The sequence below is a fragment of the Nostoc sp. genome, assembly GCF_036918245.1.
In the GTDB taxonomy this organism is placed as follows: Bacteria; Cyanobacteriota; Cyanobacteriia; order Cyanobacteriales; family Nostocaceae; genus Nostoc.
The window spans coordinates 17,317-40,795 of the sequence record NZ_JBALEF010000093.1; the positions used below are offsets into that span (position 1 = coordinate 17,317).

Genomic DNA, 23,479 nt, shown 5'->3' on the forward strand with positions numbered 1-23,479 from the left:
TCGATTCAGTTAAAGCCCGATCCTCCTTAAAAAGCAGGGAATTCAGCCAATTTCTCAGGGGGGTTAGGGAATCTTCTAGGGCAAAATCTCATCAACACTAAGGATATTGAGATTCAACTAAATATTATACTACGTAAGGGGTTGTACAGAGTTGAAACTTATACTGGTGGAATAACGTCTAACTTTTAGTTAAATTAGATTCGTTTATCGGATCTGTTACAAAATGTTAGATTTACCCGATCCATTTCATGCAGGGTGTATCCTCACCACTTTAAGCAGATTTCTGTTCTCAACTAAAAAACATAACTTTACACAAATGTTTAAATTAGCATAACTCCCCAAATGCTTGATATAGATTGGTTTTGGACATTTTTAACTGAAAGCAAAACATCAATGTAGAAAATTCTGCATAATTTTCATGAATTCAGACGTAATAAAAGTAGAATCACTGAGCTATTTTCATGAAATTCATGAAATTCATGAAATCTGGGGCAGCAACCAGTTAAACAATTAGGTGGGACGAATGGGGGTTGTGATGCAAACTTCAAAATTGAGTTTCGAGGAATGCAATCTCACTATGACAACGGATGTGCAAAAACTGGCTCTAGATTGGCAAAAGCGCTTGGCTGTGGAATGTCCAGAGCAAAATGAAGCCGCGAGGCAAAGCATTATTCTCTGGCTGTTGGGATCTGACTCCAAACGGTTCGATCTGTTTAATCCGAAAGAACTCGATATCGCCAAGCAAGCGATGGAATATCGCTGGAGGATTTTACGTCAACGCTACTTAGGGCTGGGGCGAGAACGTGCTTATCGCAACTTGATAACCCGATTGGGGAGTTTAGTAACATTACGGAATAAGATTCAGACTTGGGTTTCCCTCAGCCGCGATCGCCAGCGTAGTGTAATGGATGTATTACAAGAGGTACTCCAAGAATTACTCCAAAGCGACAGCCAGATGCAACAACAAATGGCTGATATTGCCCAATATACAACCGATAGACGATTGGGGGATGCTCTGTTATTTGCCAGTGTAGAAGAATATTGTCTGCGGCCAGTACGGAATCAACCCCTATTAGCTTACCGATTTGTGAATTATTTGCGTCGCACTCAGCGCGGTGGTTTAACCCAAGTACCAGGGCGTGACTTGGTTAGACTAGTGTCAGAAGAAGTTCTTACAGACGACAGTGACAATCGAGTTAACTTAGTCGATTGTCAGGCGATCGCAGAATATCAAGAGGCACAACAACTAGAGGAACAACAGGGGCTGCGCCAATCAGTACAAAAAGAATTTGAAAATTATTTACAAGAAAATCTCGGTATAGAAGCAGTGGAATGGCTACGGCTGTATCTGCAAGGTAAGTCCCAAGAAGAGATTTCCAAAAGACTAAATAAGCCAACTAAAGAAGTCTACCGTCTGCGAGAAAAAATTAGTTACCATGCTGTACGTGTTTTTGCCCTCAAAGGGAATCCAGAACTCGTAGACAACTGGCTCTCAATTTCCTTGCAAGAACATAACTTGGGATTAACGCAAAACCAATGGCAACAACTTGATGAAAAATTGACTCCTCTAGGGCGGCAAATTCTAGATTTGCGGAGAGCGGGTAATTCAATAGAAGCCATAGCCGAACAGTTAAAACTCAAAACCCATCAAGTGCTAGGCGAATGGACGAAAGTCTATCTTGTAGCCCAAGCTTTAAGAACCCAGGAGTAGCCTGTAGTGGAAAATGGAGCATGGGAAAGTGGGGAGCAGAGGAGGCAGAGGAACGGGAGACAAAGAGATAAACAAAACTCAGCACTGGCTCAACCCTAGCTATCTGCTAACAGCACTCTTTTGCCCAATCCTCAGTATTATCCCCAGTCCATAATCTAAAATTCATCTTCTACTTACATTTACTTAAGTATATATAATTGAAATTTTAACAATTTAATAAAGTATCTTTATTAACTACCTATTGAATTAGAGGCAAAATATAAGTAAACACCAACGAATCAAATCTATGTTGTCTTCAAAGGGTGAACTAAATGATACCGCAGCAAATGGACAGCAAATGCTAACTGCCGCTCAAACTAGGTGGGAGGAAGGAGGCGATCGCGAACAAATATTCCACTTGATTGATCATCTTTTGTCCTTTGAAGCTTGCCTCTACCACCAAATTTTGCCCTTTGGATTAGAAAACAAAAACCTCTTGTTAGGCATGGTTCATCTACAAGACAGCGAAGCCCTAGATTACGTTGATCGCATTTTGTCTTCTATCAATTGCACAATGGTGATTGAGGCGATCGCAGCTGATGCCCACCGCAGAATACTATCAGCCTACCTCAACCATAAGAATACATTCCAGCTAGATGCAAAACTTGTGCATCAGGCAACAGTAGACTCTCTCCCGACAAATAGACCAGCTACGATTGCTGACACACCTAGTCCTTCCCTAGATGCCGACTCGGAATCAAATCAACAACCAATATTGATGGTATTTCAGACACAAAAGCGTCAAAATTCTGGACAGTGGGTAGACTTACCTCCTATCCCAGAGCTAGACCAATCATCTCAAACTACGACGTTCTTGACCCCTATTTCCAGAACTCAACAGGAAGAGAATTCTGAAGCCACATCATCAAACAATTTACCTATTTTCCCCACACAAGCTTCTGAGCTACTGAATCAGATTGAGTTGCTAAAAATACTGCCACCAAGAAAATTACTAGAAGAATTACTAGGGCGAATCCTGGCTGGGGGAATTGGTCGTCTGTACTTAGAAAGACAAGCTTATGAAGGCAGAATACTGTGGAGTGACAATGGAGTTTTGCAGTCTGTATTAGACAAACTGCCGCTCTCAGTTTTTCAAGGAGTACTGAATGAATTAAAGCGGTTTGCTTCCCTGCCTGTAACCACAGTTGCAGAACCAAAACAGGTAGAAAAGGAATGCATGTATCAAAAAAATCGCTTATTATTACGCTTGCGAGTCATGCCGGGAATCTACGGCGAAGAGGCAACACTCCAAGTATTGCGGGGAGCAGCATTAAAATTCTATCAACAACAACAATTGACGCGTCTAGGCCACGATGCTTTAGGAACTTCTCAGCAACTAAGCATCAAGTTACATGAACTACAACAACGACTTTTACTGAATCCTAGCCTTGATTCTCAGCAATTAGAGGCTTTAGTTGCCCTGAATCAATTAGTGAAAAATTTAGACCAACAGATCAAAATACTGGCACTAGATAGCAATCTAGCAACAAAGAGTAAATCATCGGTCAGTAAGTGAAAACGCTGATTTCGTTCGCATACATAATTGTTATGTTGTAATGGAATCCTAGACTGATAAAGCTTAGAGATTCATCTCTAAATAAATACAAATTTTGCGATCGTATTCTGAGTAAGATTACGGTTTGAACAAACTTAATAGTAGCAAAGTTAGTTTCCCGTTCTTGAATCCTATTGTTGCAAATATTTCATGCTAACTGAGGTTTTTAGTGAACTTTTCCCCTTAATGAGTACAGCCAACCCACAGACCTTGGAATGGCTACTCAACGTTGCAATTGAACATGAATACCCATCTGGGCGAGCCGTTGTGATGGAAGATGCCTGGGGTAACGCTGTTTACTTTGTGGTTTCTGGTTGGGTCAAAGTCCGGCGTACCGTCGGGGAAGATTCAGTAGCTTTGGCAATTTTTGGGCGTGGCGATTTTTTTGGAGAAATGGCAATTTTGGATGAATCTCCACGCTCAACCGATGTCATTGCCCTTTCACCGGTGAAGTTGCTTAGTATCTCCAGAGAGCGGTTTATTCAAATATTGTTTAAAGACCCACAATTACATCACCGAATGTTGCAACTGATGGTGCGGCGATTGCGGCAAATTAACCTGCGCTTACAAATGCGGTCTTCACCACCAGCTGTCAAACTCGCCCATACCCTAGTGACTTTGGGTGAAAGCTATGGTCACGAATCAGACTTAGGAAGAGAAATTTTTAACATTCCCTTTAAAGATTTAGCAGAGGTGACAGAAATCGGTGTTGAAGAAACCACCAAAATCATGGAAAAGCTACATGAAAAAGGGTGGATCAAAATTGATAGCGCCAACAACATCACTTATCTTGTGAACTTCAAACAGTTGATGAACTTGGCTGGGAAAGTGTGATTTTTTTATTTGATTCTCGCGTAGCTTGCTTCGTTGTAAGTTTAACGCCAGAGATTTTGGATGATGATGAACGAAAGACGGTTTGCGTGCGATGTTAAAAGCAAATTTGTCATGATGGGGAAAATTACCCATTGATTATTAACTCAGCACGCAAGATGACTGAAGCAACAGCAACTCGCCCCAACACCTACCTCCAAGAAACCGAGCCAACGATTGATTACCTGGTGGCAATGTCCCAACCAGAAACCCATCTGTTTGAGGTGACTTTACACCTTGTCGATTATTCCTCACCGATTCTCGATTTAAAACTGCCAGTGTGGACACCCGGTTCCTATTTAGTCCGGGAATACGCGAAGAATTTACAGGATTTTGAGGCTTTTGCAGAGAATAAGCCTTTAACTTGGCGGAAGATCGGTAAAAATCACTGGCAGATAGAGAAAATAGGTATTTCAGAATTAACTGTACGTTACCGCATTTTTGCCAATGAGCTATCGGTACGAACAAATCACTTAGATAGCACCCACGGTTATTTTAACGGTGCGGCACTATTTTTTAGAATACCTGGCTGGGATAAGCAACCCATTCGCGTCACCATCGTACCACCACAGCCGGAATGGCAGGTAACTACTGCCTTACCACCCCTTGGTGAAGAAACAAATACTTTCTTGGCTGGCGATTTTGATACTCTGGTGGATACTCCCTTTGAGATTGGTTCCCACCAATTGTATAAATTTGAGGTATTAGGAAAACCGCATGAATTGGCAATCTGGGGGCAAGGTAATTACCAAGCCCAGCAGCTGATTGCTGATATCCAAAAAATTATTCAGGTAGAAGCGCAGATGTTCGGCGGTTTGCCATATCAAAGATATGTATTTTTGCTACATTTATTTAGCCAAGCTTTTGGCGGTTTGGAGCATAAAGACTCTTGCTCGTTAATTTACCAGCGTTTTGGGTTTCGCGCTCAGGAAAAATACGATCGCTTTCTGCAATTAGTTGCACACGAGTTCTTTCACTTGTGGAATGTCAAGCGAATTCGCCCAAAAGCATTAGAGATTTTTGATTACGACCAAGAAAACTATACACCATCATTGTGGTTTTGTGAGGGCACTACTAGTTACTACGACTTGTTAATTCCTTTGCGGGCGGGAATTTATGATGTTCAATGGTATTTGAATAACTTGGGTAAGGAAATTACCAGATATGAAATCACACCAGGGCGCAAGGTACAACCCGTTTCCGAGTCGAGTTTTGATGCCTGGATAAAGCTCTATCGCCCGGATGCCAATAGCGGTAATTCCCAAATTTCCTACTATTTAAAAGGAGAAATGGTATCGTTGCTCCTGGATTTGCTGATTCGCTCTACTCACAACAATCAGCGCTCCCTTGATGACGTGATGCTGAAAATGTGGCAGCAATTTGGGCAAGATGAAATTGGCTATACCCCAGAACAGTTGCAAGAAGTTATCGAATCTGTTGCCGGAATCGATTTGACTGATTTCTTTAAACGCTACATTGATAGTACTGATGATTTGCCTTTCAATCAGTATTTAGAACCCTTTGGCTTGCAGTTGGTAGCTGAACAGCAGGAAGAACCTTACCTGGGCGTGAGAATAAATACAGAAAATGGGCGGGAGATCGTTAAGTTTGTGGAGACTGGTTCACCTGCACAAGTAGGGGGAATTGATACAGGTGATGAGTTGTTAGCAATTGATGGGATTAAGATAACGGCAGATGCCTTAAGCGATCGCCTGAAAGATTACCAACCAAACGATACCATCCAAGTCGCAGTTTTCCACCAAGACGAACTGCGTATCTATTCCATCACTCTCACATCCCCACATCCGACTCGGTATCAGGTAAAGCCTGTTGAGCATCCTAACTTCACACAGCAGCAAAACTTTTCTGGATGGCTTGGGGCTGCGATCGCAACTGTTTGATAAAGGGGCATGGGGCATGGGGCATTGGGCATTGCTTATTTCTCTCCTCTGCTCCCCTGCTCCCAATCCCCAATCCCGACCCCTAAGCCGTTCTCACTGCCCCAGAGTAAATCAAACCCCGTTGCAGATCCAGCGTTATAATCGCCCCATCTCGAATCACCTGCGTTGCCTGCTTCACACCAACAATCACTGGTACACCGAGACGCAAGCCAATCACTGCTGCGTGACTTGTGAGACTTTCTTCTTCAGTAATAATCCCGGCAGCTTTCCGAATTGCCTCAACAAAATCGGCACTAGTACGGGGTGCAACTAATATGTCTCCGGGATTAAAGTTACTCACATCCATGCCAGTACTTGCTACCCGTGCGCGACCACTCACTGAACCTTGTCCCAGTCCAATTCCGTGACCTAGTACCGCTGTCACCACCTCTACCTTAATCAAATCTGTAGACCCAGAAATCCCCTGGAGTGTACCAGCCGTCATCACTACTAAATCCCCCTGAGATAGTAACTGAAGTTCCTGAGCCACGTTAATCGCAGCTTGAAATGTCTGACCAGTGGAAGGTAATCCTAGCACCAACAGCGGTTTGACTCCCCAGACCATTTGTAGCTGCCGCGCCACATTTACATGGGGTGTCACTGCCAAAATTGGTGTGTGAGGACGAAACTTAGAGACATTGCGAGCTGTTGCCCCTGTTTGGGTTAGGGTCATGATTGCCGCTGCACCTAGTTGTTCGGCAATTTGACCGACAGCTTGACTAATCGCATTGGGAATGGAGCGGCGGGCATCTCTCACAGAACGTAGGTTTAGGTGTTGGGCTTCTTCCTGCTCCATACGTTCGGCAATTCGCGCCATCGTCGCCACTGCTTCTACAGGGAAGCTACCCACAGCGGTTTCATTGGAGAGCATCACCGCATCCGTGCCATCTAAAATCGCGTTTGCCACATCCGATACTTCCGCGCGAGTGGGACGGGGATTGCTCACCATGCTATCTAACATTTGAGTAGCGGTGATGATCGGAATCCCCAAGCGATTTGCTGTCGCAATTAGCCGCTTTTGGAGTACTGGAACATCTTCGGCTGGCAATTCCACCCCTAAGTCGCCTCTGGCAACCATCACACCATCACACAAAGCCAGAATCGCTTCCATTTGTTCAATGGCTTCGTGCTTTTCAATTTTGGCAACTACTGGCACTTGCTTGCCTGTACTAGAAATTAGTTCTTTAATTTCGATCATGTCCTGGGGATTGCGGACAAAGGAAAGTGCCACCCAATCAACACCTTGATCCAGACCAAACATTAGATCCTCTCGGTCTTTGTCGGTCATTGCCTTAATTGACAGGTAAACGCCGGGAAAGTTTACGCCTTTATTGTTAGAAAGTTTACCAGGCACGGTGATCCGACAATGCAAATCACCTTTGTCCCGATTAATTTCCTCCACCAGCATTTCTACTCGTCCATCATCAAGGAGGATTTTTGCCCCGACTGGCACTTCTTCGGCTAAATAATCGTAGGTGACACAGCTAATTTCTTGCGTACCTACCACTGGACGATTTGTCAAGGTGAAGCGATCGCCTTTTGCCAAAACTATAGACCCATTGTCAAACTTCCCCAAACGAATTTTTGGGCCCTGCAAGTCTTGGAGAATAGCTACTGGCTGATTTAATTCAAAAGCGGTTTGCCGAATTAAGCGAATACTACGCTGATGGTCGGCATGAGTTCCGTGGGAGAAGTTTAGCCGCAGCGTTGTGGCTCCCGCTTCAATAATCGCCTTGAGCATTTCAGGACTGCTAGTGGCGGGGCCAATAGTAGCGACAATTTTTGTCCGGCGCAGAGAATCTCGTAATTGCATAGGGGCTGAAGTTAGGGAGCTATCTGGGAAGTCATCGTAACTTAAGTGGCATCTCCTTTTCAGTCACTGCTATATCAATCAGATATAAGCAGTTAGAGAGGGTTTATGGGAGAGTGGGGGCTATGGGATAGACTAGATATAGTACATCAATCTTGTATCCATCCTCCCTAAGAAGGAGTTTATTCGATAAACTTCTTGCAGATTGTCATACCCCACTTATCAGTAAAGGCTAGGCTTCGTCTGGAATCATAGCGTTATTCATCTGCTGATATGCAAAGCTGTGGATAAATCTTGCCATACAAAACTTTGCAAAACTTTATTATTCACTAATATTTATCGTATATTCGTAATGTCTGCTTAAGAAGGAGTCAATCTTAAAGATGATCGCATCGGAGGCACAAAAGCCACTGACAATCCCACCTAAGGAATTTTTAGCGCCTCCTGGTGATTTGAATCCGACGCTGCTGTTGTTTTCTGTAGCTGTGGCCATGCTGGTGTTATCCAACTTTGGTTACTGGCTTTGGGAATGGCCGCACTGGCTATGCTTTTGCGTCAACACGATTGCCTTACATTGTGCTGGAACGGTAATTCATGATGCCTGTCACCAATCTGCCCATCGCAACCGGATAATGAATGCGATGTTAGGGCATGGCAGTGCGTTGATGCTAGCTTTTGCTTTTCCAGTATTTACGCGGGTGCATTTACAGCATCATGGTCATGTCAATCATCCTAAAGACGACCCAGATCATTATGTCTCTACGGGTGGGCCGCTGTGGCTGATTGCAGTGCGGTTCTTGTACCACGAGGTGTTTTTCTTTCAACGGCAACTGTGGCGTAAATATGAGCTACTAGAATGGTTTATCAGCCGCTTAATTGTTGGTGTAATTGTTTATATCTCAGTGCAATATCACTTTTTGGGTTACATTCTCAATTTTTGGTTTATACCGGCTTTTGTGGTGGGGATAGCACTAGGCTTATTTTTTGACTATTTGCCCCATCGTCCTTTTGCCGAGCGCGATCGCTGGAAAAATGCTCGCGTCTATCCTAACCCGATTCTCAATATCTTGATTATGGGACAGAATTACCACTTAATTCATCATTTGTGGCCTTCGATTCCCTGGTATAATTATCAACCTACGTACTATGTCATGAAGCCCCTGTTAGATGAAAAAGGTTGTTATCAAACTTCAGGATTGTTGCAGAAAAAGGACTTTTTTGAGTTTATTTATGACATCTTTTTAGGAATTCGGTTTCATGATCAAAAAGAATAGATAATTTTGGATTACATAGTCAACAATGGTAGATAACACCCCAGTACCTCATAGAAACACTGGGGTGGATAAAATAGTTGTCAGCCCAATTCTCTAGCTAATACTAATTAGCTTGCCGTTAACTACTAACTTAAAATCAGACGCATCAGAAGCAACACGATATACCTTGGCAGTTTTAATCGTTTCACCCGGAAACATTTGGCTTCCAGCTTCCTCCACATCATTTTCCTTGAGCCACGCATTGACGCTAATGATCTCCTCAAAACTATTAATTTCATTGTATTTGCGTCCTTGGCTGTCAATAAGCTGGAAGTTTGTCCACATCATGTCTCCAGACTCTTGTCCTGTATTTTTAACCTTCATACCAACAACTACTAGCTGACCACCTTTCGCTTCTACAGGCTTCATGAACTTATTATTCGGAACAATCCGATTAATTGCTTGAACACCAACAACTTGAACTGCCCGATCGCTTTTCACGTTTGTCCATGTCTCGGTTAGATCAGGTTCTAAGTATGATGCTGTTTCACCAACAACAGGTGTAGAGACAGACGCTGTTTTAATCGAAGATGCAGAATAAGTTGTTGCAGCATAAACACTCTTTTCAGTCGGCAAAGACGAGAACGCACTAAAACCTATCAAAGCTAAATGAAATACCATAGATATTCAGGACTCTAGATCGAGTCTGTGGGTCTTTGCTGGAAAGAACGACACTCGGCTTGAAAAGCCCAATAACCAGCAGAAAAGGAGAAAATATCAAATAAATGGCAATCCCACCAAGGAGTATGTAGAACATCCATTTCATGATTTCCATAACATTTACCTCAATTCTGTTAATGTTATGGTTCCCGCTTTGGATACTCTTTGTAGCAAACTCTGATCGCTATTTTTCTACCGATTTATCCCTTAAGGTACAACTTCAAAAGACTGATTACCACGAAATCGATAGATGTAGAAATCTCGATCAAGAGTAAAAATTCGTCTCTGATTTAAGGTTTCAGCAGTGGCTACCAATGAAGCATCTGCTAAATCCATTGGAATATCTCGATATTGCTCCATCATTGATCGCATTCTTTCCTGTTCCTCTACATTATTATTGTGGTGCAACAAAAGAATTTGATCAGCAACATAGCTCCATAGTTCCTGCTGTGCAGACCATCCACCATAGCGACCTAACAAATACATGGCTTCTGTAAAACAAGACCAAGTTGTTAGTAAAGGGGCTAGTAGCTGAGGTAATATATCAACACAACGTTGGTGATTGGCATCGCTTTGGTTAATTAAAGCAATCAGGGCAGAAGCATCGCAGAGCGTCACTGCTTTAACCTTGAAGGATCATACTTAGCTGACAAAATATCTGCAAAAGCTTCCTTTGTAAGTTCAGACAAGTTTGATGGCTGGAAATTGACTTGCCCTACTCTTGCTTGCAACGACTTGTCTAAGGTATCTGTAGATGGATAACTTGAGGTTTCATTAGTGAGGATTGTTAATCTTACTCGTCGTCCACTCAGTTCAGAAGCACGTAGGAGAATCTCCTCCCATGTTCCTTCAAAAGTTTGCTGTTCCATATACCCTATTCAAAAGTTAGCTTGCTGGCAAATACTTTAACATATAAACAAATACGACATTTTATTATGAAAACTTGAAATGGATGCTTTACTCCAAGAATTAGATACAAAACTACGCCAATGGCAACTTGACATTACTCAACAAGTGCGGCAATGCCTTGCAGAGATTATTGAACTGGCAGACCAGGATGCTCTAGATATTCTTCGTTTGAGATTGGTTGAACAAGAAGTATTGGATTTGATTGATGAACCTGAAACCTGTTAGACCGTAATTGCCTCAGTTGACAAATACCATTCAAATCGCCTGTCACTGGAAAAGTCACCCTAATCATGTCCGTCGGCTGAAATTGATTTGACAAATACCATTCAAATCGCGTGTCACTGGAAAAGTCACCCTAATCATGTCCGTCGGCTGAAATTGATTCTCAACAAAAAGAATAGAGTTGTTGCATAAAGCGATGCCTACGGCGGGCTATGCCAACGCCTCCAAAGCGGTAGCGATGCCCAATGCCCCATTCCCAATTCCCATAATTTAAAATCCTGCCAAACGATGTGAAGGGTTCAAACTCAGGGATGATGAGTAATTAGCAATTAAATTGACAAAATCACACTATAAAGAGTGATATTAAGCGATAGATAGCGCTTGTAAAGGACTAACGGGCATGATTAAATCTTGGATGGTGATTGGGGGCGTGGCTTTCTTGGTTGCTCTAGCAGCAAACGTGATTACGCCAAGCGATCGCCAATGGTTCAAGCGTTTACAACGACCGAGATGGCTAACTTTTGAGGGCGCAATTCCGATTATTTGGACTGTAATATTTATTTGTGGTGCTTGGTCAGCTTATATTGTCTGGGAAAAAGACCCTGGAAGCACTTCAACCTGGTTAATCATGGGTTTATATCTGCTATTAGAAATAGTTACTATTGCCTATACACCTGTAATGTTTAAGCTTCGCAGTCTGAAAGTGGGCACAATTCTTGGTGGCACAGGTTTGATCATTAGTGCTTTATTGATACTTGCAGTCTTAGGTTTTTCTGGTTGGGCAGCACTATTACTAGTTCCTTATTTGCTCTGGAGTCCCATTGGTACTTATACCACTTGGCAGATGATCCGTCTCAATCCTCAAGATGCCTAAGAATCGCACCAGGGAATGATTAAACATCTAGCCTAAATTGTCACACTTGCAGTGTATGACTTGACAAAATACACAAAACTTGAGTGCATTATGATTCCATCTTGGATAATAATTGGGGCTGTAACTTTCTTCATCGCCCTTGGTAGTTTCTTGATTACGCCGCGTGATGTTAAATGGTTTACACGATTAAGTCGCCCTCGCTGGCTAGTTTTTGAGCCGCTGATTCCGGTCATCTGGACTGTGATTTTTATCAGTGGTGCAGCCTCAGCTACTATTGTCTGGCAAAAAAACCCCGGAAGCCTAATTACTTGGCTATTAATGGCTTTGTATCTCGTGGTAGAAATTATCACCGTCGCCTATATACCTCTAATGTTGAGATTTCGCAGTCTCAAAATCGGGGAAATTCTTGGGCTAATAGGTTTGATTTTAGCCGTTGTCTTGGCAATCTGCGTTTTACCGATTTCTCTAATGGCGGCGCTGTTACTCCTTCCCTATCTAGTTTGGACTCCTATTGGTACTTACACCACCGACGAGTTAAGAGAGTTAAATCCTCAAGATGCATAATGTATCTATGGAAGACGCCCATAACGTGCTGTAACAGGATTGGCTGGATTAGATTGATTATTCAGCCAAGCCCACATTTGATCGCCGACAGAAAAATGCCACCACTCTCTAGGATTGCGTTGAAAGCCGACTTCTAACATTACATCTTGCAATAGCTGACGGTGAACATGATACTTTTGGGTTTGTGGGCGATCGCTATTTGCATAATAATCGGGATGCGATCGCTCTGACATTTCGTCAATTGGCGAACCCATATTTACTATTTGCCCTGCATCATCTACCAGCGTTACATCTACTGCCCCACCAGTACTGTGAGGAGGCGGAGTTTTTTCATCCAAACTTGGTACAGCCCAAATTGCATAAACCGCTTCCCAAATCTCTTGGCGTTGGTTTGGGGATAACTTCACCTCAGTCAGTCCCCTATCCTGCACTGCTTGCGCGAAGCTGTAATCTACCATAAACTGTTGGACTGCGATCGGGCGATAGGCATCAAAGATTTGAATCCGCCAGTTAGGATGCAAGAGATTAAGATAATTTTGCGCTTGAAGCAAATTTTCGATAACGCTTTGACGAAGATAATAAGGAGAGCGATCGCCATAAGGCGCACCTAATTTTTCATAAGGATGGGGAGATTCCACCGCAAATAATTCTAAAGGAATCTTGATTAGCGGTTCACTACACTCAAAAATCGGGATTTGATGATAAGGTCTCATCTAGTCAGCTACACAGGACTTACGCATTTTAACGCAAGCATAGCATTGTGCGTAACGAGTCTCTTCTTCGTCTGTGTCCTTTGCGCCTCTGCGTGCAATACCAATTTTTCTTAAATTAATCGTGCTGGAAAAATGTAACAATACCATATACCTTCTTCCAATTATTCAGGAATATCCTTGTACGAAAAATTAACAGAAAAAATGAAGTATGGCAGATAAAACCAAAATTATTTCCTTTGAGCTTTCGGACGGCAAAATAATTAAAGTAGAGGTTACGCCTATAGGAGAACAACCTGTTTCTAATGAAACCAGAGTCTTTAAACAAGCAACAGAAATTATTAAATCCATTGCTGAAGATGTTGCAAGTACATTAAAAGATATTAGCGAGACAGTCAAACCAGATAAATTTAGTGTCAAACTAGGTTTACAAATTGGAGTTGAGTCAGGACAACTAACCGCTTTAATTGTGAAAGTAACAGGCACAGCTAACCTGGAAATTACGATGGAATGGAGTAAATAACAGTTGATTATCTTACAGTTGTGGTAGTCTTTTTACAAAGATGCTAGGTGAGAGCAATTAATGGGTAACGAAGACGATTTACAACGCTGTATAGTGCGTTTAAATGTTGCCAGTAGTCAGGGAACAGGTTTTTTTGTTGCACCGAACCGGATTCTCACCTTTGCCCATGTGGTCAAATGTGCGAAAGATAACTCTGTGCAAGTATTCTGGAAAATAGGAAACCAGAATTACACAGCTAAAGTTATGGAATCATACGAAGATCCCGTTGATTTAGCCCTTTTACAACTGGACGAGGATTGTTTGCATCATCCATGTGTTGAATTGGATGACACAGAACCTAATACCAACGATGATTTATATATTTTTGGTTATCCCAAGGGTAACGGAGTTGATTATTCGCAGGGAGATTCGGCAAGTTTTAAATATGAAGGAATAAGTTTTAAAAAGGATATTATTCTCTATAAGTTAAAGCAAGGGCAAGTTATCTCAGGGTTTAGTGGCTCGCCTTTGCTAAATTTACGAACAGGTAAAGTTTGTGGAATTGTGCATCTTTCCCGTGATGAAGGTAGCGATTTAGGTGGGCGGGCAGTTTCGGCTCAAGTTATTGTGCAACAGTTTCCTGAAATTGCCTTACTTAATCAACAATTTCATCAGCCAAAGCCCAAAGGTGATAATCCATTTGAATATGGTTCTCCTGTTTCTCCACAACGTTTTTACGGGCGGAAAAGAGAGATTTTAGAAATTAAAAACCGCATTGGCGCGATTAGCCCTCAATGTGTCAATTTGGTAGGTTTGCGGCGCAATGGAAAAACCTCTCTATTGCGATATATCAGAGAAAGAATCAGCAAATTTTGTTCGCCAGAACAAAAGCCTTTAGTTGTTGCCTTAGATTTAACGAGTGGGAATTTTCATACTCCAAAGGGGATTATTGAAGGCTTAAGGTGAGGGATTCACAAACTAACAGGGAATTTTCCTTGGTTAAAGGAAGATAATGAAGATGGCTTTGCAGTAGAAGATGGCTTACAGCTTTTAGTAGATGAAGGGTATCGTTTAATTATTTTATTGGATGAGTTTGAAGCCATTGCTAGTAAAAAAGATAGATTAGAATTGTTTCAGGATTGGGGAGAAGATTGGCGTTCTAAGGCTTCTGCGGGTTTATTAACAATGGTAATTGCCAGCAAACGCCCTCTTAATGAAGTTTACGAAACTTTGAGTCTGGGTTCTCCCTTTGCCAATATTTTCAGTACGACTATTTTAGGGGCATTAAAGGAGGAAGCTTGGCAAAAGATCATCCAGAAAGGACAGGAAGGATTTTTGCTGCCTAATTCTGCGGTATTACAATGGGTGGATGAGTTAGCAGGAGGGTTGCCCTATTATGTGCAGATAGCGGGGGCGATGTTATGGCAATATGGGAATCAAGAAATAGCTAAAAATGAGTTTAATTTTCAAGCAAAGCCTTGTTTTGAAGAACTTTGGAAAGATTTAACCGAAGTTGAACGTTTAGCATTACGTTCTCAGTTGAAAGGGGGTAATTTACCTATTCCCGATCCGGCAATTATAGATAGGCTTCAGCGTCATGGGTTATTAGGAAAGAATGGGGGTTTATTTAGCAGTGTGTTTGCAGAGTTTGTGAAAGGTCAAAGATAAAGTAATAAGCCAAAAATCAGACATTAAATATAAAAAATGTTGCTGTTTTTGCGAGAAACTTGGGAACTATTTTGGTGGGCAATGTTTTGTCCTTCAAGGCTTCAGCAACGAATGAATGAATGGTTGCCTCAAAAAGAAGAAGATGGACGCAGACCAGACACAAGTTTTTTGGATATTTTAGTTTTTGGAAACTTCCGATTTACTAGTCAGTATCTATTACTATTATTTATTTCTAATATCCCTCTTATTTTAAGATTGATTGACCGTAATCAATTATTAGATTGGTTACAGTTACCTTGTGTAATGTTAATTACTTATACGACAGGAGTTTTATTTTTGCCTTTAGGACTATTTATCCCTTTATTGTGGTTGATAGTTGTATTAAATCAGCCTGATAGCTGGTTAAAGGGCTTAATAAAAGCTATTAAAGTTTTACCTCCTTTACCTCAAATAGGAGTAGGTTTTGCAGTTTTTGGAGTATCTATATCATTAACTGTTTGGTTAATATTGCAACTGTTAAAAAAAGAACATCTTTCCTTTACTCGTAATGTGATGGTGGTGGGAGGAACAATCAGTGTAATGTTAGGAGCGTGGTTAGCAAGTCAAAACTGGTTGTTTCTGTTGTTAGTAAGTGGAATGACAGGCTTTTTCCTACTTGTAGCAAGAGAAAATATAAGAAGGAGTGATAATGCGAGAGGAGTGGCGTTTGTCGTGGCGGGAATCGTGGCATTTGCCGTGGCGGGAGTCGTGGCGTTTGTCGTGGCGTTTGTCGTGGCATTTGTCGTGGCGGTCGGAGTTGTGGGAGTTGTGGGAGTTGTGGGAGTCGTGGCGGGAGTTGCTACTTTACCGCTTATTTGGTTTTCGATTGTTGCAAGTTTAATCGCTTTTGCTCTTGCACCAGCAAAAGACAACAGACTTTTTATCATCACTACAGTGATTTTAATAGCTCTTTGTGCCCAAAATTTAGGATGGCGTTCTGCATTAATTATTCCTGTAACCTTAGTCAGCTATTACAGAATATTTCCTGATTATTACTTTATCTCTTTAGGTAGTTATTATATATTTCCTCATTATTTACTAAAATTTTTCAGATTTTCAGATTCAACAATTAGGCGGTTACGTCCCCAAACAGCAAAAATACTTTTTCAATTACCTCCTTACACTAGCGAACTCCTGTGGATACCTTTACCTAATCACGCTCAACTTCTTGTTTCTGAATTTCGTGAAAGACCTCAACAAGCCTTAACAATCTTTCAATATACCCAAACTTTTTCCTTACCAGGATTTCAAATAACCCTGCAAAATGCCTTACCGCAAATTGTCGCCGACCAACTCAAGAAAATTATAAGTATTCCAGAACTAATCTTTACTGCCAACTCAGATCATCCTATATTACCCTTTCTGATTTCCCCCTTCTATCACCTCGACTCTGACAGCGATACCCCCACTCCAGAAACACCTTTGCCAAAGGTTAAACCCGAACTTTCTATCCTTCTTCCTCGTTTGCAAACTATTATTCAAGATATTGAATCTGCACTTGAAAATCAAAATATACCCCTACGAGAACGAGGATTAGAACAAATCAATAACAAGCTTGTTCGATTACAATCTCAATTATCCTCTCTGGGACTTAAAGGCGAAGCCATCAAACGCTGGACACCTGTACTGGAACATTGGCAAAGGGTTATTGAACTGGAACAAAATGAACAACACCAACTCTCTCAAGGGGAACTAATCAACCCGTTTCAATATGGAAATCCGGTGCGACTTGACCAAAAAGACTTGTTTAAAGGTCGTCAAAGATTCGCCGATGAAGTTGTCCGTCGAGTTTTAGACCGTGACCGACCTACCCTTGTGCTGCATGGCCCCCGTCGCTGTGGTAAAACTTCCTTTTTGTATAACTTTCCCCGCCTACTTCCCAGTGATATCCTCCCCGTCTTTGTGGATATGCAAAGTTCCGCCATTACCACCAGCGAATCTGACTTGTGCTTTGGCTTAGTCCGTGCAATTCATAAAGACTGCAAAAGTCAAGGCGTTCAATTTCCAAACATTCCTAAACGCACCGATTTTCAAGCTAGTCCCTATACCACCTTAGAAGATTGGTTGGATGAAGCACTTGCCCAAATCAGAGAACGGCGCATCCTTCTCAACCTTGATGAATTTAAAAAAATCGGAACCGCCATCCAAAAGGGACAGATAACTCTACGTTTATTTGACCAACTGCGCCACTTAATTCAACATTATGAACAACTCGGTTTTCTTTTTTCTGGGGTGCAAACTTTAGAGGAATTAGGCCCGAATTGGAGTAGCTATTTTATCAGCGTTGTCCCGATAGAAATGCTTTATCTTGAACCTAACGAAGCCGAGGAATTACTGCTTAATCCAGATCCAGCTTTTACACTGCGTTACGCTCCAGATATTGTAAAAAAAGTATTAATGCTTACTAATTGTCACCCTTACTGCCTACAATTATTGGGCGCATCAATGGTGAATCAAGCTAACTTTAACCATACTGATTTTATTACTGATCAACTCTTGCAAGCTTCAATTAATGACGCATTTATTTCCGGTCAACCTTATTTTACAAATATTTGGACATAATTTACAGGAACTACACCAGAAGAAATGGTAATTGGTCAAGAATTATTATTACAAGTTGCCAAGATAGATATTTCATTAGATATAACTACTGAAATTGCTGAAAAGGTATTAACCCGCTTGTTGCGTTATCATATTTTACACAAAATCAATGGAGGATATGATTTTGAAATTCCTTTGTTAAAACAATGGGTGAGAGAGCGTGCAGTAAGAAGCTAATTCTTGAAAGTAAGGAATTATATCATATCCGTTTGATTACTTATTAAACCCGCAGAACCTTTAAGTAAAAAATTCGGCAATTGCCAAATCATAATGTAAAACTAATTGAACAAAAATAATAAACGGCTGCCCGAATTCAAGAAACGGCTGCCCGAATTCGATAAACAACACCCCGAATTCAAGAAACGGCTGCCCGAATTTAAGAAACGACGCCCCGAATTCAAGAAACGGCTGCCCGAATTTAAGAAACGACACCCCGAATTCAAGAAACGGCTGCCCGAATTCAAGAAACGACACCCCGAATTCGATGAACATAAGTAGGTAAACATAATTCATTACACAATGTCATTGCAAGCGAAGCGTTCGCAATGACTGTAATTAATTTTGCGTAGTTACTTACCTTTGACATTTGGGCTTTTGCCTTAACTTGACACTAATGGCAAGATGTCCACCTCATAATATTGGATAATTTATTTTTTGGAGTTCTCTTAACGGTTTGTTTTATTTAAATGCTTAATCAAAACCAAACGCCTCTATTAGATGCCTTAAAAGCCAATGCAGCAAGACCTCATGCGCCTTTTTATACCCCAGGACATAAACAAGGTGAGGGAATTTTTCAACCCTTGGCTGATTTGCTAGGTAAAGCCGTCTTTCGCGCTGATTTAACCGAATTAGCAGATTTAGATCATCTCTTTGCACCCCAAGGTGTTATTCAAGAAGCACAACAACTAGCAGCAGCAGCTTTTGGCGCTTCGCAAACATGGTTCCTTGTCAATGGTTCTACCTGTGGTATTGAAGCGGCAATTCTCGCTACCTGTAGTATGGGAGATAAAATCATTTTGCCTCGTAATGTACATTCTTCTGCGATCGCAGGTTTAATTCTCTCTGGTGCTATACCAATTTTTCTCAATCCTGAATACGATCCAGTTTTAGATATTGCCCATAGCATCACGCCCAATGCTGTACAATCTGCACTCCAACAACATCCCGATGCCAAAGCAGTGTTGACAGTTTACCCCACATATTACGGCGTTTGTGGAGATTTGAGTGCGATCGCCAACATCACACATCAATATAATATCCCTCTACTCGTAGACGAGGCACACGGCGCCCACTTTGCCTTTCATCCCGAATTACCCACTCCAGCTTTAGCCGCAGGTGCAGATTTAACTGTACAATCCATCCATAAAGTACTCAGTGCCATGACACAGGCATCGATGTTGCACGTTCAAGGTAACAGGATCGATTGCGATCGCATCAGTAAAGCTTTGCAACTCGTACAATCTACCAGTCCTAGTTATTTACTTTTAGCTTCTTTAGATGCAGCGCGTCAGCAAATGGCACTCCACGGAAAAATGTTGATGTCTCGCACTTTGCAACTTGCTCAGGAAGCTAGAACAAAAATCAGTCAAATTCCTGGATTATCAGTTTTGGAAATGCCTCAGTTGGGGGGATCTCCCGGCTTTGTAGCTTTAGACAAAACGCGACTAACTGTCACTGTTTCTGGTTTAGGTTTAACCGGATTTGAAGCAGATGAGATTCTTGATGAAAAATTAGGTGTTACTGCTGAGTTTGCCTCACTACAACATCTCACCTTTATCATTAGTTTTGGCAACACCCCAGCCAATATTGAACAATTAGTGCAAGGTTTCAACACCCTCGCCAAAAAATATCGTCGAAGCAACTTGACTCTTAAAAACCAGGTTTGGCAAAATTTAGACAGAACACTAGATTATGCTTTACAACTTTCTCCCCGTGAAGCTTTTTTTGCTGTCAGTGAAATACTACCTTTGACACAAACCAATAAACGCATCTGTGCTGAAATCGTCTGTCCCTATCCCCCAGGAATTCCTGTGTTAATGCCGGGAGAAGTCATCACCGAATCCGTCCTTGAATACCTACAACAAATCCAGGGTATGGGGGGATTTATTAGCGGTTGCAATGATATTAGCCTCACAAGTTTGAAGGTTGTGAAATAACGTTATATTATAACTCCTGAATTCTTTTCATAAAAATTTAATTGATGAAATCAATAGTAAATGTGCGGTTTTTCAGATGATTTAGGAAAAAATATACAGTAGTTATACTAGTGTGAAACTTCAATAAAAATAGCTGGTACACTAGTGCAATCTTTGACTTATACCCATAGGATAATGTTGATGATTGATAAACTAGAAGATGAAATCAAAAACATATTATAGGGGGCTAGTAGCAGCTCCGATTGTAGTCACTCTAGCACTGGATTTCTCAGCAAGAGCGAATGCAGTTGAGTTAGGCGCTGCCTCTGATTACAATGTATTTGTTTTGGGAGATATCTCTCAACAATATACAGATATCGAAGGAAAAGTTGCTGCTGGCGGTAACATAAATTTCGTCGGCGGACTTGGAAGTAGACTTTCTGGCAATAGCGGCAACGTAGTAGTCGCTGGACAGAATTTAACTCTGAGCAACGGTCAAGTCTACCACGGTAATGCTGTCTATGGAGGCAGCGCCAATGTATCCAGCAATGTGGGATTTCCCCAAGGAACTCTCAGCAAGAGCAATCCCATCGACTTCAATGAAGCAGGGAAAGAACTGCGAGGCCTATCTGAATATTTGGCAACCTTAACTCCTACTGGTAAGACAACAGTTCAACCTTGGGGTGCTATTAACCTTAGTGGCAGTGGTACTGCTTTCAATGTTTTTAATCTTGCAGGCTCATCTGTCTCCAAGACAAACTATTTTGAAATTAAGGGAGACGCAAATTCAACTATCGTTGTCAATATCAGCGGTAAGGATGTGTCACTGCAAAACTTTGGGTTTAATATCATTGGCACAGATAAACAAAAAGTAATCTACAACTTTTATGAAGCAACAAACCTAACTGCCAGTGGAATTGGCATCCAAGGTAGTATTCTTGCGCCTTTGGCTAATTTCAATTTCAATAATGGTCAAATTAACGGCAATGTAGTGGTAGCTTCTTTGACAGGAAATGGCGAGTCTCACAACTATCTATTTAATGGCGATCTGCCAAATGTCACAACTAAGTACTACAATCCGCCTAAGCCTCCCACTCGTATTCAGGTTCCAGAGCCTACAAATCTTCCAGGTTTAGGATTAATTGCTGTAGTATTTGGTTTGTTTCGCTACAAACGCAATCAACCAACTTGTTTAGAATAGTTAAAAATTTTTGGCAGCATAGCGCATAAAGCGAACTTGTTTACAGATTTTCGCTTATGCGCTATTTCCTTGCTCTCTACCTTCTACAATAAGGATAGACTTTATTGAGATTTGTATAGTTGGGGATCAGCTGTCATGGCTCCCGCCGTTTTCATTCAAAATTTGCAAAAGCGCTACGGTACAGTGGTTGCCGTCCAAGATGTTTCCTTTCAGGTAGAATCAGGAGAAATCTTTGGTTTACTTGGCCCCAACGGTGCTGGGAAAACTACTACCTTGCGTGCTTTGTGTACGCTGACCACACCGGATGCTGGTAAAATCGAAGTATCTGGCATCTCTGTGTTAGATAATCCGAGAGTGGCAAGACAACGACTAGGCTACGTAGCTCAGGAAGTCGCTATAGATAAGGTGTTGACTGGAAAAGAACTGCTGCAATTGCAAGCAGCACTTTATCACCTCCCAGGCGCAGTAGCCAAACACCGTATTGAGACGGTATTAGATTTACTCGGTTTGCAAGAATACGCCAACAAAAAGACAGGAACCTACTCTGGCGGTTTACGCAAGCGCCTAGACTTGGCAGCTGGATTGCTCCATGCACCGGATGTCTTGGTGTTGGATGAGCCAACTGTAGGACTTGACATAGAAACACGCTTTGTGGTATGGGATTTCCTGAGAAAATTACGCGCCTCTGGGACGACGGTAGTAATTACCAGCCATTACTTAGAAGAAATTGACGCTTTAGCCGATCGCGTGGCAATTATAGATCGCGGCGTAGTGATTGCAAGTGGTACACCTTCACAATTAAAAGACCAAGTAGGGGGCGATCGCATCACCTTGCGAATCCGCGAGTTTTCCCCGATTCAGGAAGCTGAAAAAGCTAAAAACCTCCTGAAACCTTTGCCCTTCGTCCAAGAAGTCATCATCAACAGCGCTCAAGGTAATTCGCTCAACCTGGTAGTGACACCTCAGAATGATGTTCTCATTAATATACAGCAAGCGCTGAATAACGCTGGCTTGCCCATATTTGGCATCGCCCAATCTCGCCCCAGCCTCGATGACGTTTATCTCGCTGCCACAGGACGCACCTTGTTGGATGCAGAACTCGCAGCCGTCGCCACCCGCGATCCCAAGGCTGAAAAGAAGCAAAATATGAGATAGGCAATGGGGCATGGGGAATGGGGCATGAAAATACTTACCAATTCCCAATGCCCAATTCCCAATTCCCAATTCCCAATTCCCAATGCCCAATGCCCAATTAATCCAAAATTGCTATGAGTGTTACTCCTAAATCTGATATCAATTGGCAACCATTAACATCGCCGCAAGCAGATGTTAATACTGCACCTAACTTTTTCGGTGAATTGGTACAAGAGACGTTGGCTTTAACTCGTCGCTTGTTTATTCAGTTGCAACGCCGTCCCTCATCTTTGATTGCTGGAATTATTCAGCCAGTAATGTGGTTAGTGCTATTTGGTGCTTTGTTCCAAAATGCTCCCAAGGGTATATTTGGCAATACAACAAATTACGGTCAATTTTTGGCGGCTGGCATCATTGTATTTACAGCCTTTGCTGGGGCACTGAATGCTGGTTTACCTGTAATGTTTGACCGCGAGTTCGGCTTTTTGAATCGTTTGCTGGTAGCACCCTTAGCATCGCGGTTTTCCATTGTCTTTGCCTCAGCCATCTTCATCATCAGCCAAAGTTTGTTGCAAGCAGCCGTAATTGTTGCAGCAGCAGCATTTTTGGGTGCTGGACTACCCGATGTAGCGGGTTTAAGTGCGATCGCTCTAATTGTCTTACTCTTAGCTTTGGGTGTAACAGCCATTTCCCTCGGTTTAGCTTTCACTCTACCCGGACACATTGAATTGATTGCAGTGATTTTCGTCACTAACCTACCATTATTGTTTGCTAGTACTGCTTTAGCACCTCTATCCTTCATGCCTCAGTGGTTGCAGGTTGTAGCTACCCTGAATCCTCTCAGCTATGCGATCGAACCAATTCGCTATCTCTATTTCCACAGTAGTTGGGGACTAGGTAGTGTAGTGATGCAGGCTCCTTGGGGCGATGTTACCTTTGGGGGAGCGTTGCTGGTGTTGTTTGGCTTTGCCCTAGTCGCCTTGCTGAGTATTCAACCCCAACTACGGCGAACTCTGGCTTAA

24 protein-coding genes are annotated in these 23,479 nt (G+C 42.0%); 17 read left to right on the plus strand and 7 right to left on the minus strand.

Going from position 1 to position 23,479, the window contains the following annotated elements:
• Positions 1-523: 523 nt before the first annotated feature.
• The 4 genes from V7L12_RS26045 to V7L12_RS26060 all read left to right on the plus strand — a co-directional run bounded on the left by V7L12_RS26045 (position 524) and on the right by V7L12_RS26060 (position 6,076).
• Positions 524-1,711, plus strand: coding sequence for a HetZ-related protein 2 (locus V7L12_RS26045; RefSeq protein WP_335088779.1), 1,188 nt, complete (start codon positions 524-526; stop codon positions 1,709-1,711).
• Positions 1,712-1,997: 286 nt separating this feature from the next.
• A complete protein-coding gene (locus V7L12_RS26050) occupies positions 1,998-3,266 on the plus strand; it encodes a pilus assembly protein PilB (protein ID WP_335088781.1) in 1,269 nt (422 codons plus the stop codon).
• Positions 3,267-3,455: 189 nt separating this feature from the next.
• Complete coding sequence (locus tag V7L12_RS26055) at positions 3,456-4,139, plus strand: Crp/Fnr family transcriptional regulator (protein ID WP_335088783.1); 684 nt, start codon at positions 3,456-3,458, stop codon at positions 4,137-4,139.
• Between the two features lie 155 nt (positions 4,140-4,294).
• Complete coding sequence (locus V7L12_RS26060; RefSeq protein ID WP_335088785.1) at positions 4,295-6,076, plus strand: M61 family metallopeptidase; 1,782 nt, start codon at positions 4,295-4,297, stop codon at positions 6,074-6,076.
• Between the two features lie 82 nt (positions 6,077-6,158).
• On the opposite strand, the gene pyk is transcribed toward V7L12_RS26060, so the two are convergent.
• Complete coding sequence (gene pyk / locus V7L12_RS26065; RefSeq protein ID WP_334822404.1) at positions 6,159-7,928, minus strand: pyruvate kinase; 1,770 nt, start codon at positions 7,926-7,928, stop codon at positions 6,159-6,161.
• 380 nt (positions 7,929-8,308) lie between these two features.
• Between pyk and crtR the strand changes: the two genes are divergently transcribed.
• Positions 8,309-9,199: a beta-carotene hydroxylase gene (gene crtR / locus V7L12_RS26070; RefSeq protein ID WP_335088787.1), complete on the plus strand. Its 891-nt coding sequence runs from the start codon at positions 8,309-8,311 to the stop codon at positions 9,197-9,199.
• Between the two features lie 93 nt (positions 9,200-9,292).
• On the opposite strand, the gene V7L12_RS26075 is transcribed toward crtR, so the two are convergent.
• The 4 genes from V7L12_RS26075 to V7L12_RS26090 all read right to left on the minus strand — a co-directional run bounded on the left by V7L12_RS26075 (position 9,293) and on the right by V7L12_RS26090 (position 10,767).
• Positions 9,293-9,859, minus strand: coding sequence for a DUF4352 domain-containing protein (locus V7L12_RS26075; RefSeq protein WP_335088789.1), 567 nt, complete (start codon positions 9,857-9,859; stop codon positions 9,293-9,295).
• 14 nt (positions 9,860-9,873) lie between these two features.
• A complete protein-coding gene (locus V7L12_RS26080; protein WP_335088791.1) occupies positions 9,874-9,999 on the minus strand; it encodes a hypothetical protein in 126 nt (41 codons plus the stop codon).
• A gap of 106 nt (positions 10,000-10,105) precedes the next feature.
• The gene (locus V7L12_RS26085) at positions 10,106-10,516 is read right to left on the minus strand and encodes a type II toxin-antitoxin system VapC family toxin (RefSeq protein WP_335088793.1); all 411 of its coding nucleotides are present in this window, start codon (positions 10,514-10,516) and stop codon (positions 10,106-10,108) included.
• The gene (locus V7L12_RS26090; RefSeq protein ID WP_335088794.1) at positions 10,513-10,767 is read right to left on the minus strand and encodes a hypothetical protein; all 255 of its coding nucleotides are present in this window, start codon (positions 10,765-10,767) and stop codon (positions 10,513-10,515) included. The genes V7L12_RS26085 and V7L12_RS26090 overlap by 4 nt, the downstream gene beginning before the upstream one ends.
• A gap of 79 nt (positions 10,768-10,846) precedes the next feature.
• On the opposite strand from V7L12_RS26090, the gene V7L12_RS26095 reads away from it, so the two are divergent.
• The 3 genes from V7L12_RS26095 (at position 10,847) to V7L12_RS26105 (ending at position 12,467) form a co-directional block, all read left to right on the plus strand.
• Complete coding sequence (locus V7L12_RS26095) at positions 10,847-11,032, plus strand: hypothetical protein (protein WP_335088796.1); 186 nt, start codon at positions 10,847-10,849, stop codon at positions 11,030-11,032.
• A gap of 397 nt (positions 11,033-11,429) precedes the next feature.
• Positions 11,430-11,903 (plus strand): TspO/MBR family protein, encoded by a 474-nt coding sequence (locus V7L12_RS26100; protein WP_322638266.1) that lies wholly within the window; start codon positions 11,430-11,432, stop codon positions 11,901-11,903.
• 90 nt (positions 11,904-11,993) lie between these two features.
• Positions 11,994-12,467, plus strand: a complete 474-nt coding sequence (locus V7L12_RS26105; protein WP_335088798.1) for a TspO/MBR family protein — start codon at positions 11,994-11,996, stop codon at positions 12,465-12,467.
• Positions 12,468-12,472: 5 nt separating this feature from the next.
• Here the strand turns inward: V7L12_RS26105 and V7L12_RS26110 are convergent, their stop codons facing one another.
• On the minus strand, positions 12,473-13,180 hold the full coding sequence (locus V7L12_RS26110; protein ID WP_335088800.1) for a M15 family metallopeptidase: 708 nt from the start codon (positions 13,178-13,180) through the stop codon (positions 12,473-12,475).
• 208 nt (positions 13,181-13,388) lie between these two features.
• Between V7L12_RS26110 and V7L12_RS26115 the strand changes: the two genes are divergently transcribed.
• The 5 genes from V7L12_RS26115 to V7L12_RS26135 all read left to right on the plus strand — a co-directional run bounded on the left by V7L12_RS26115 (position 13,389) and on the right by V7L12_RS26135 (position 18,164).
• Positions 13,389-13,700, plus strand: coding sequence for a CU044_2847 family protein (locus V7L12_RS26115; protein WP_335088801.1), 312 nt, complete (start codon positions 13,389-13,391; stop codon positions 13,698-13,700).
• 60 nt (positions 13,701-13,760) lie between these two features.
• Entirely contained in the window at positions 13,761-14,645 is an 885-nt protein-coding gene (locus V7L12_RS26120) for a S1 family peptidase (RefSeq protein ID WP_335088803.1), read from the plus strand.
• A 117-nt stretch (positions 14,646-14,762) separates the two neighbouring features.
• On the plus strand, positions 14,763-15,347 hold the full coding sequence (locus V7L12_RS26125; RefSeq protein ID WP_335088805.1) for a hypothetical protein: 585 nt from the start codon (positions 14,763-14,765) through the stop codon (positions 15,345-15,347).
• 36 nt (positions 15,348-15,383) lie between these two features.
• Entirely contained in the window at positions 15,384-17,948 is a 2,565-nt protein-coding gene (locus V7L12_RS26130; protein WP_335088807.1) for a hypothetical protein, read from the plus strand.
• Between the two features lie 24 nt (positions 17,949-17,972).
• Entirely contained in the window at positions 17,973-18,164 is a 192-nt protein-coding gene (locus V7L12_RS26135; RefSeq protein ID WP_335088809.1) for a hypothetical protein, read from the plus strand.
• A 60-nt stretch (positions 18,165-18,224) separates the two neighbouring features.
• Here the strand turns inward: V7L12_RS26135 and V7L12_RS26140 are convergent, their stop codons facing one another.
• Positions 18,225-18,479 carry a hypothetical protein gene (locus V7L12_RS26140; RefSeq protein ID WP_335088811.1) on the minus strand — a complete coding sequence of 85 codons (255 nt, stop codon included), beginning with the start codon at positions 18,477-18,479 and terminating at the stop codon, positions 18,225-18,227.
• Positions 18,480-18,673: 194 nt separating this feature from the next.
• On the opposite strand from V7L12_RS26140, the gene V7L12_RS26145 reads away from it, so the two are divergent.
• The 4 genes from V7L12_RS26145 (at position 18,674) to V7L12_RS26160 (ending at position 23,479) form a co-directional block, all read left to right on the plus strand.
• On the plus strand, positions 18,674-20,143 hold the full coding sequence (locus tag V7L12_RS26145) for an aminotransferase class I/II-fold pyridoxal phosphate-dependent enzyme (protein ID WP_335088812.1): 1,470 nt from the start codon (positions 18,674-18,676) through the stop codon (positions 20,141-20,143).
• A 199-nt stretch (positions 20,144-20,342) separates the two neighbouring features.
• Positions 20,343-21,323 carry a choice-of-anchor A family protein gene (locus tag V7L12_RS26150; RefSeq protein ID WP_335088814.1) on the plus strand — a complete coding sequence of 327 codons (981 nt, stop codon included), beginning with the start codon at positions 20,343-20,345 and terminating at the stop codon, positions 21,321-21,323.
• 135 nt (positions 21,324-21,458) lie between these two features.
• Positions 21,459-22,478, plus strand: coding sequence for an ABC transporter ATP-binding protein (locus tag V7L12_RS26155; protein WP_335088816.1), 1,020 nt, complete (start codon positions 21,459-21,461; stop codon positions 22,476-22,478).
• A gap of 113 nt (positions 22,479-22,591) precedes the next feature.
• Complete coding sequence (locus V7L12_RS26160; protein WP_335088818.1) at positions 22,592-23,479, plus strand: ABC transporter permease; 888 nt, start codon at positions 22,592-22,594, stop codon at positions 23,477-23,479.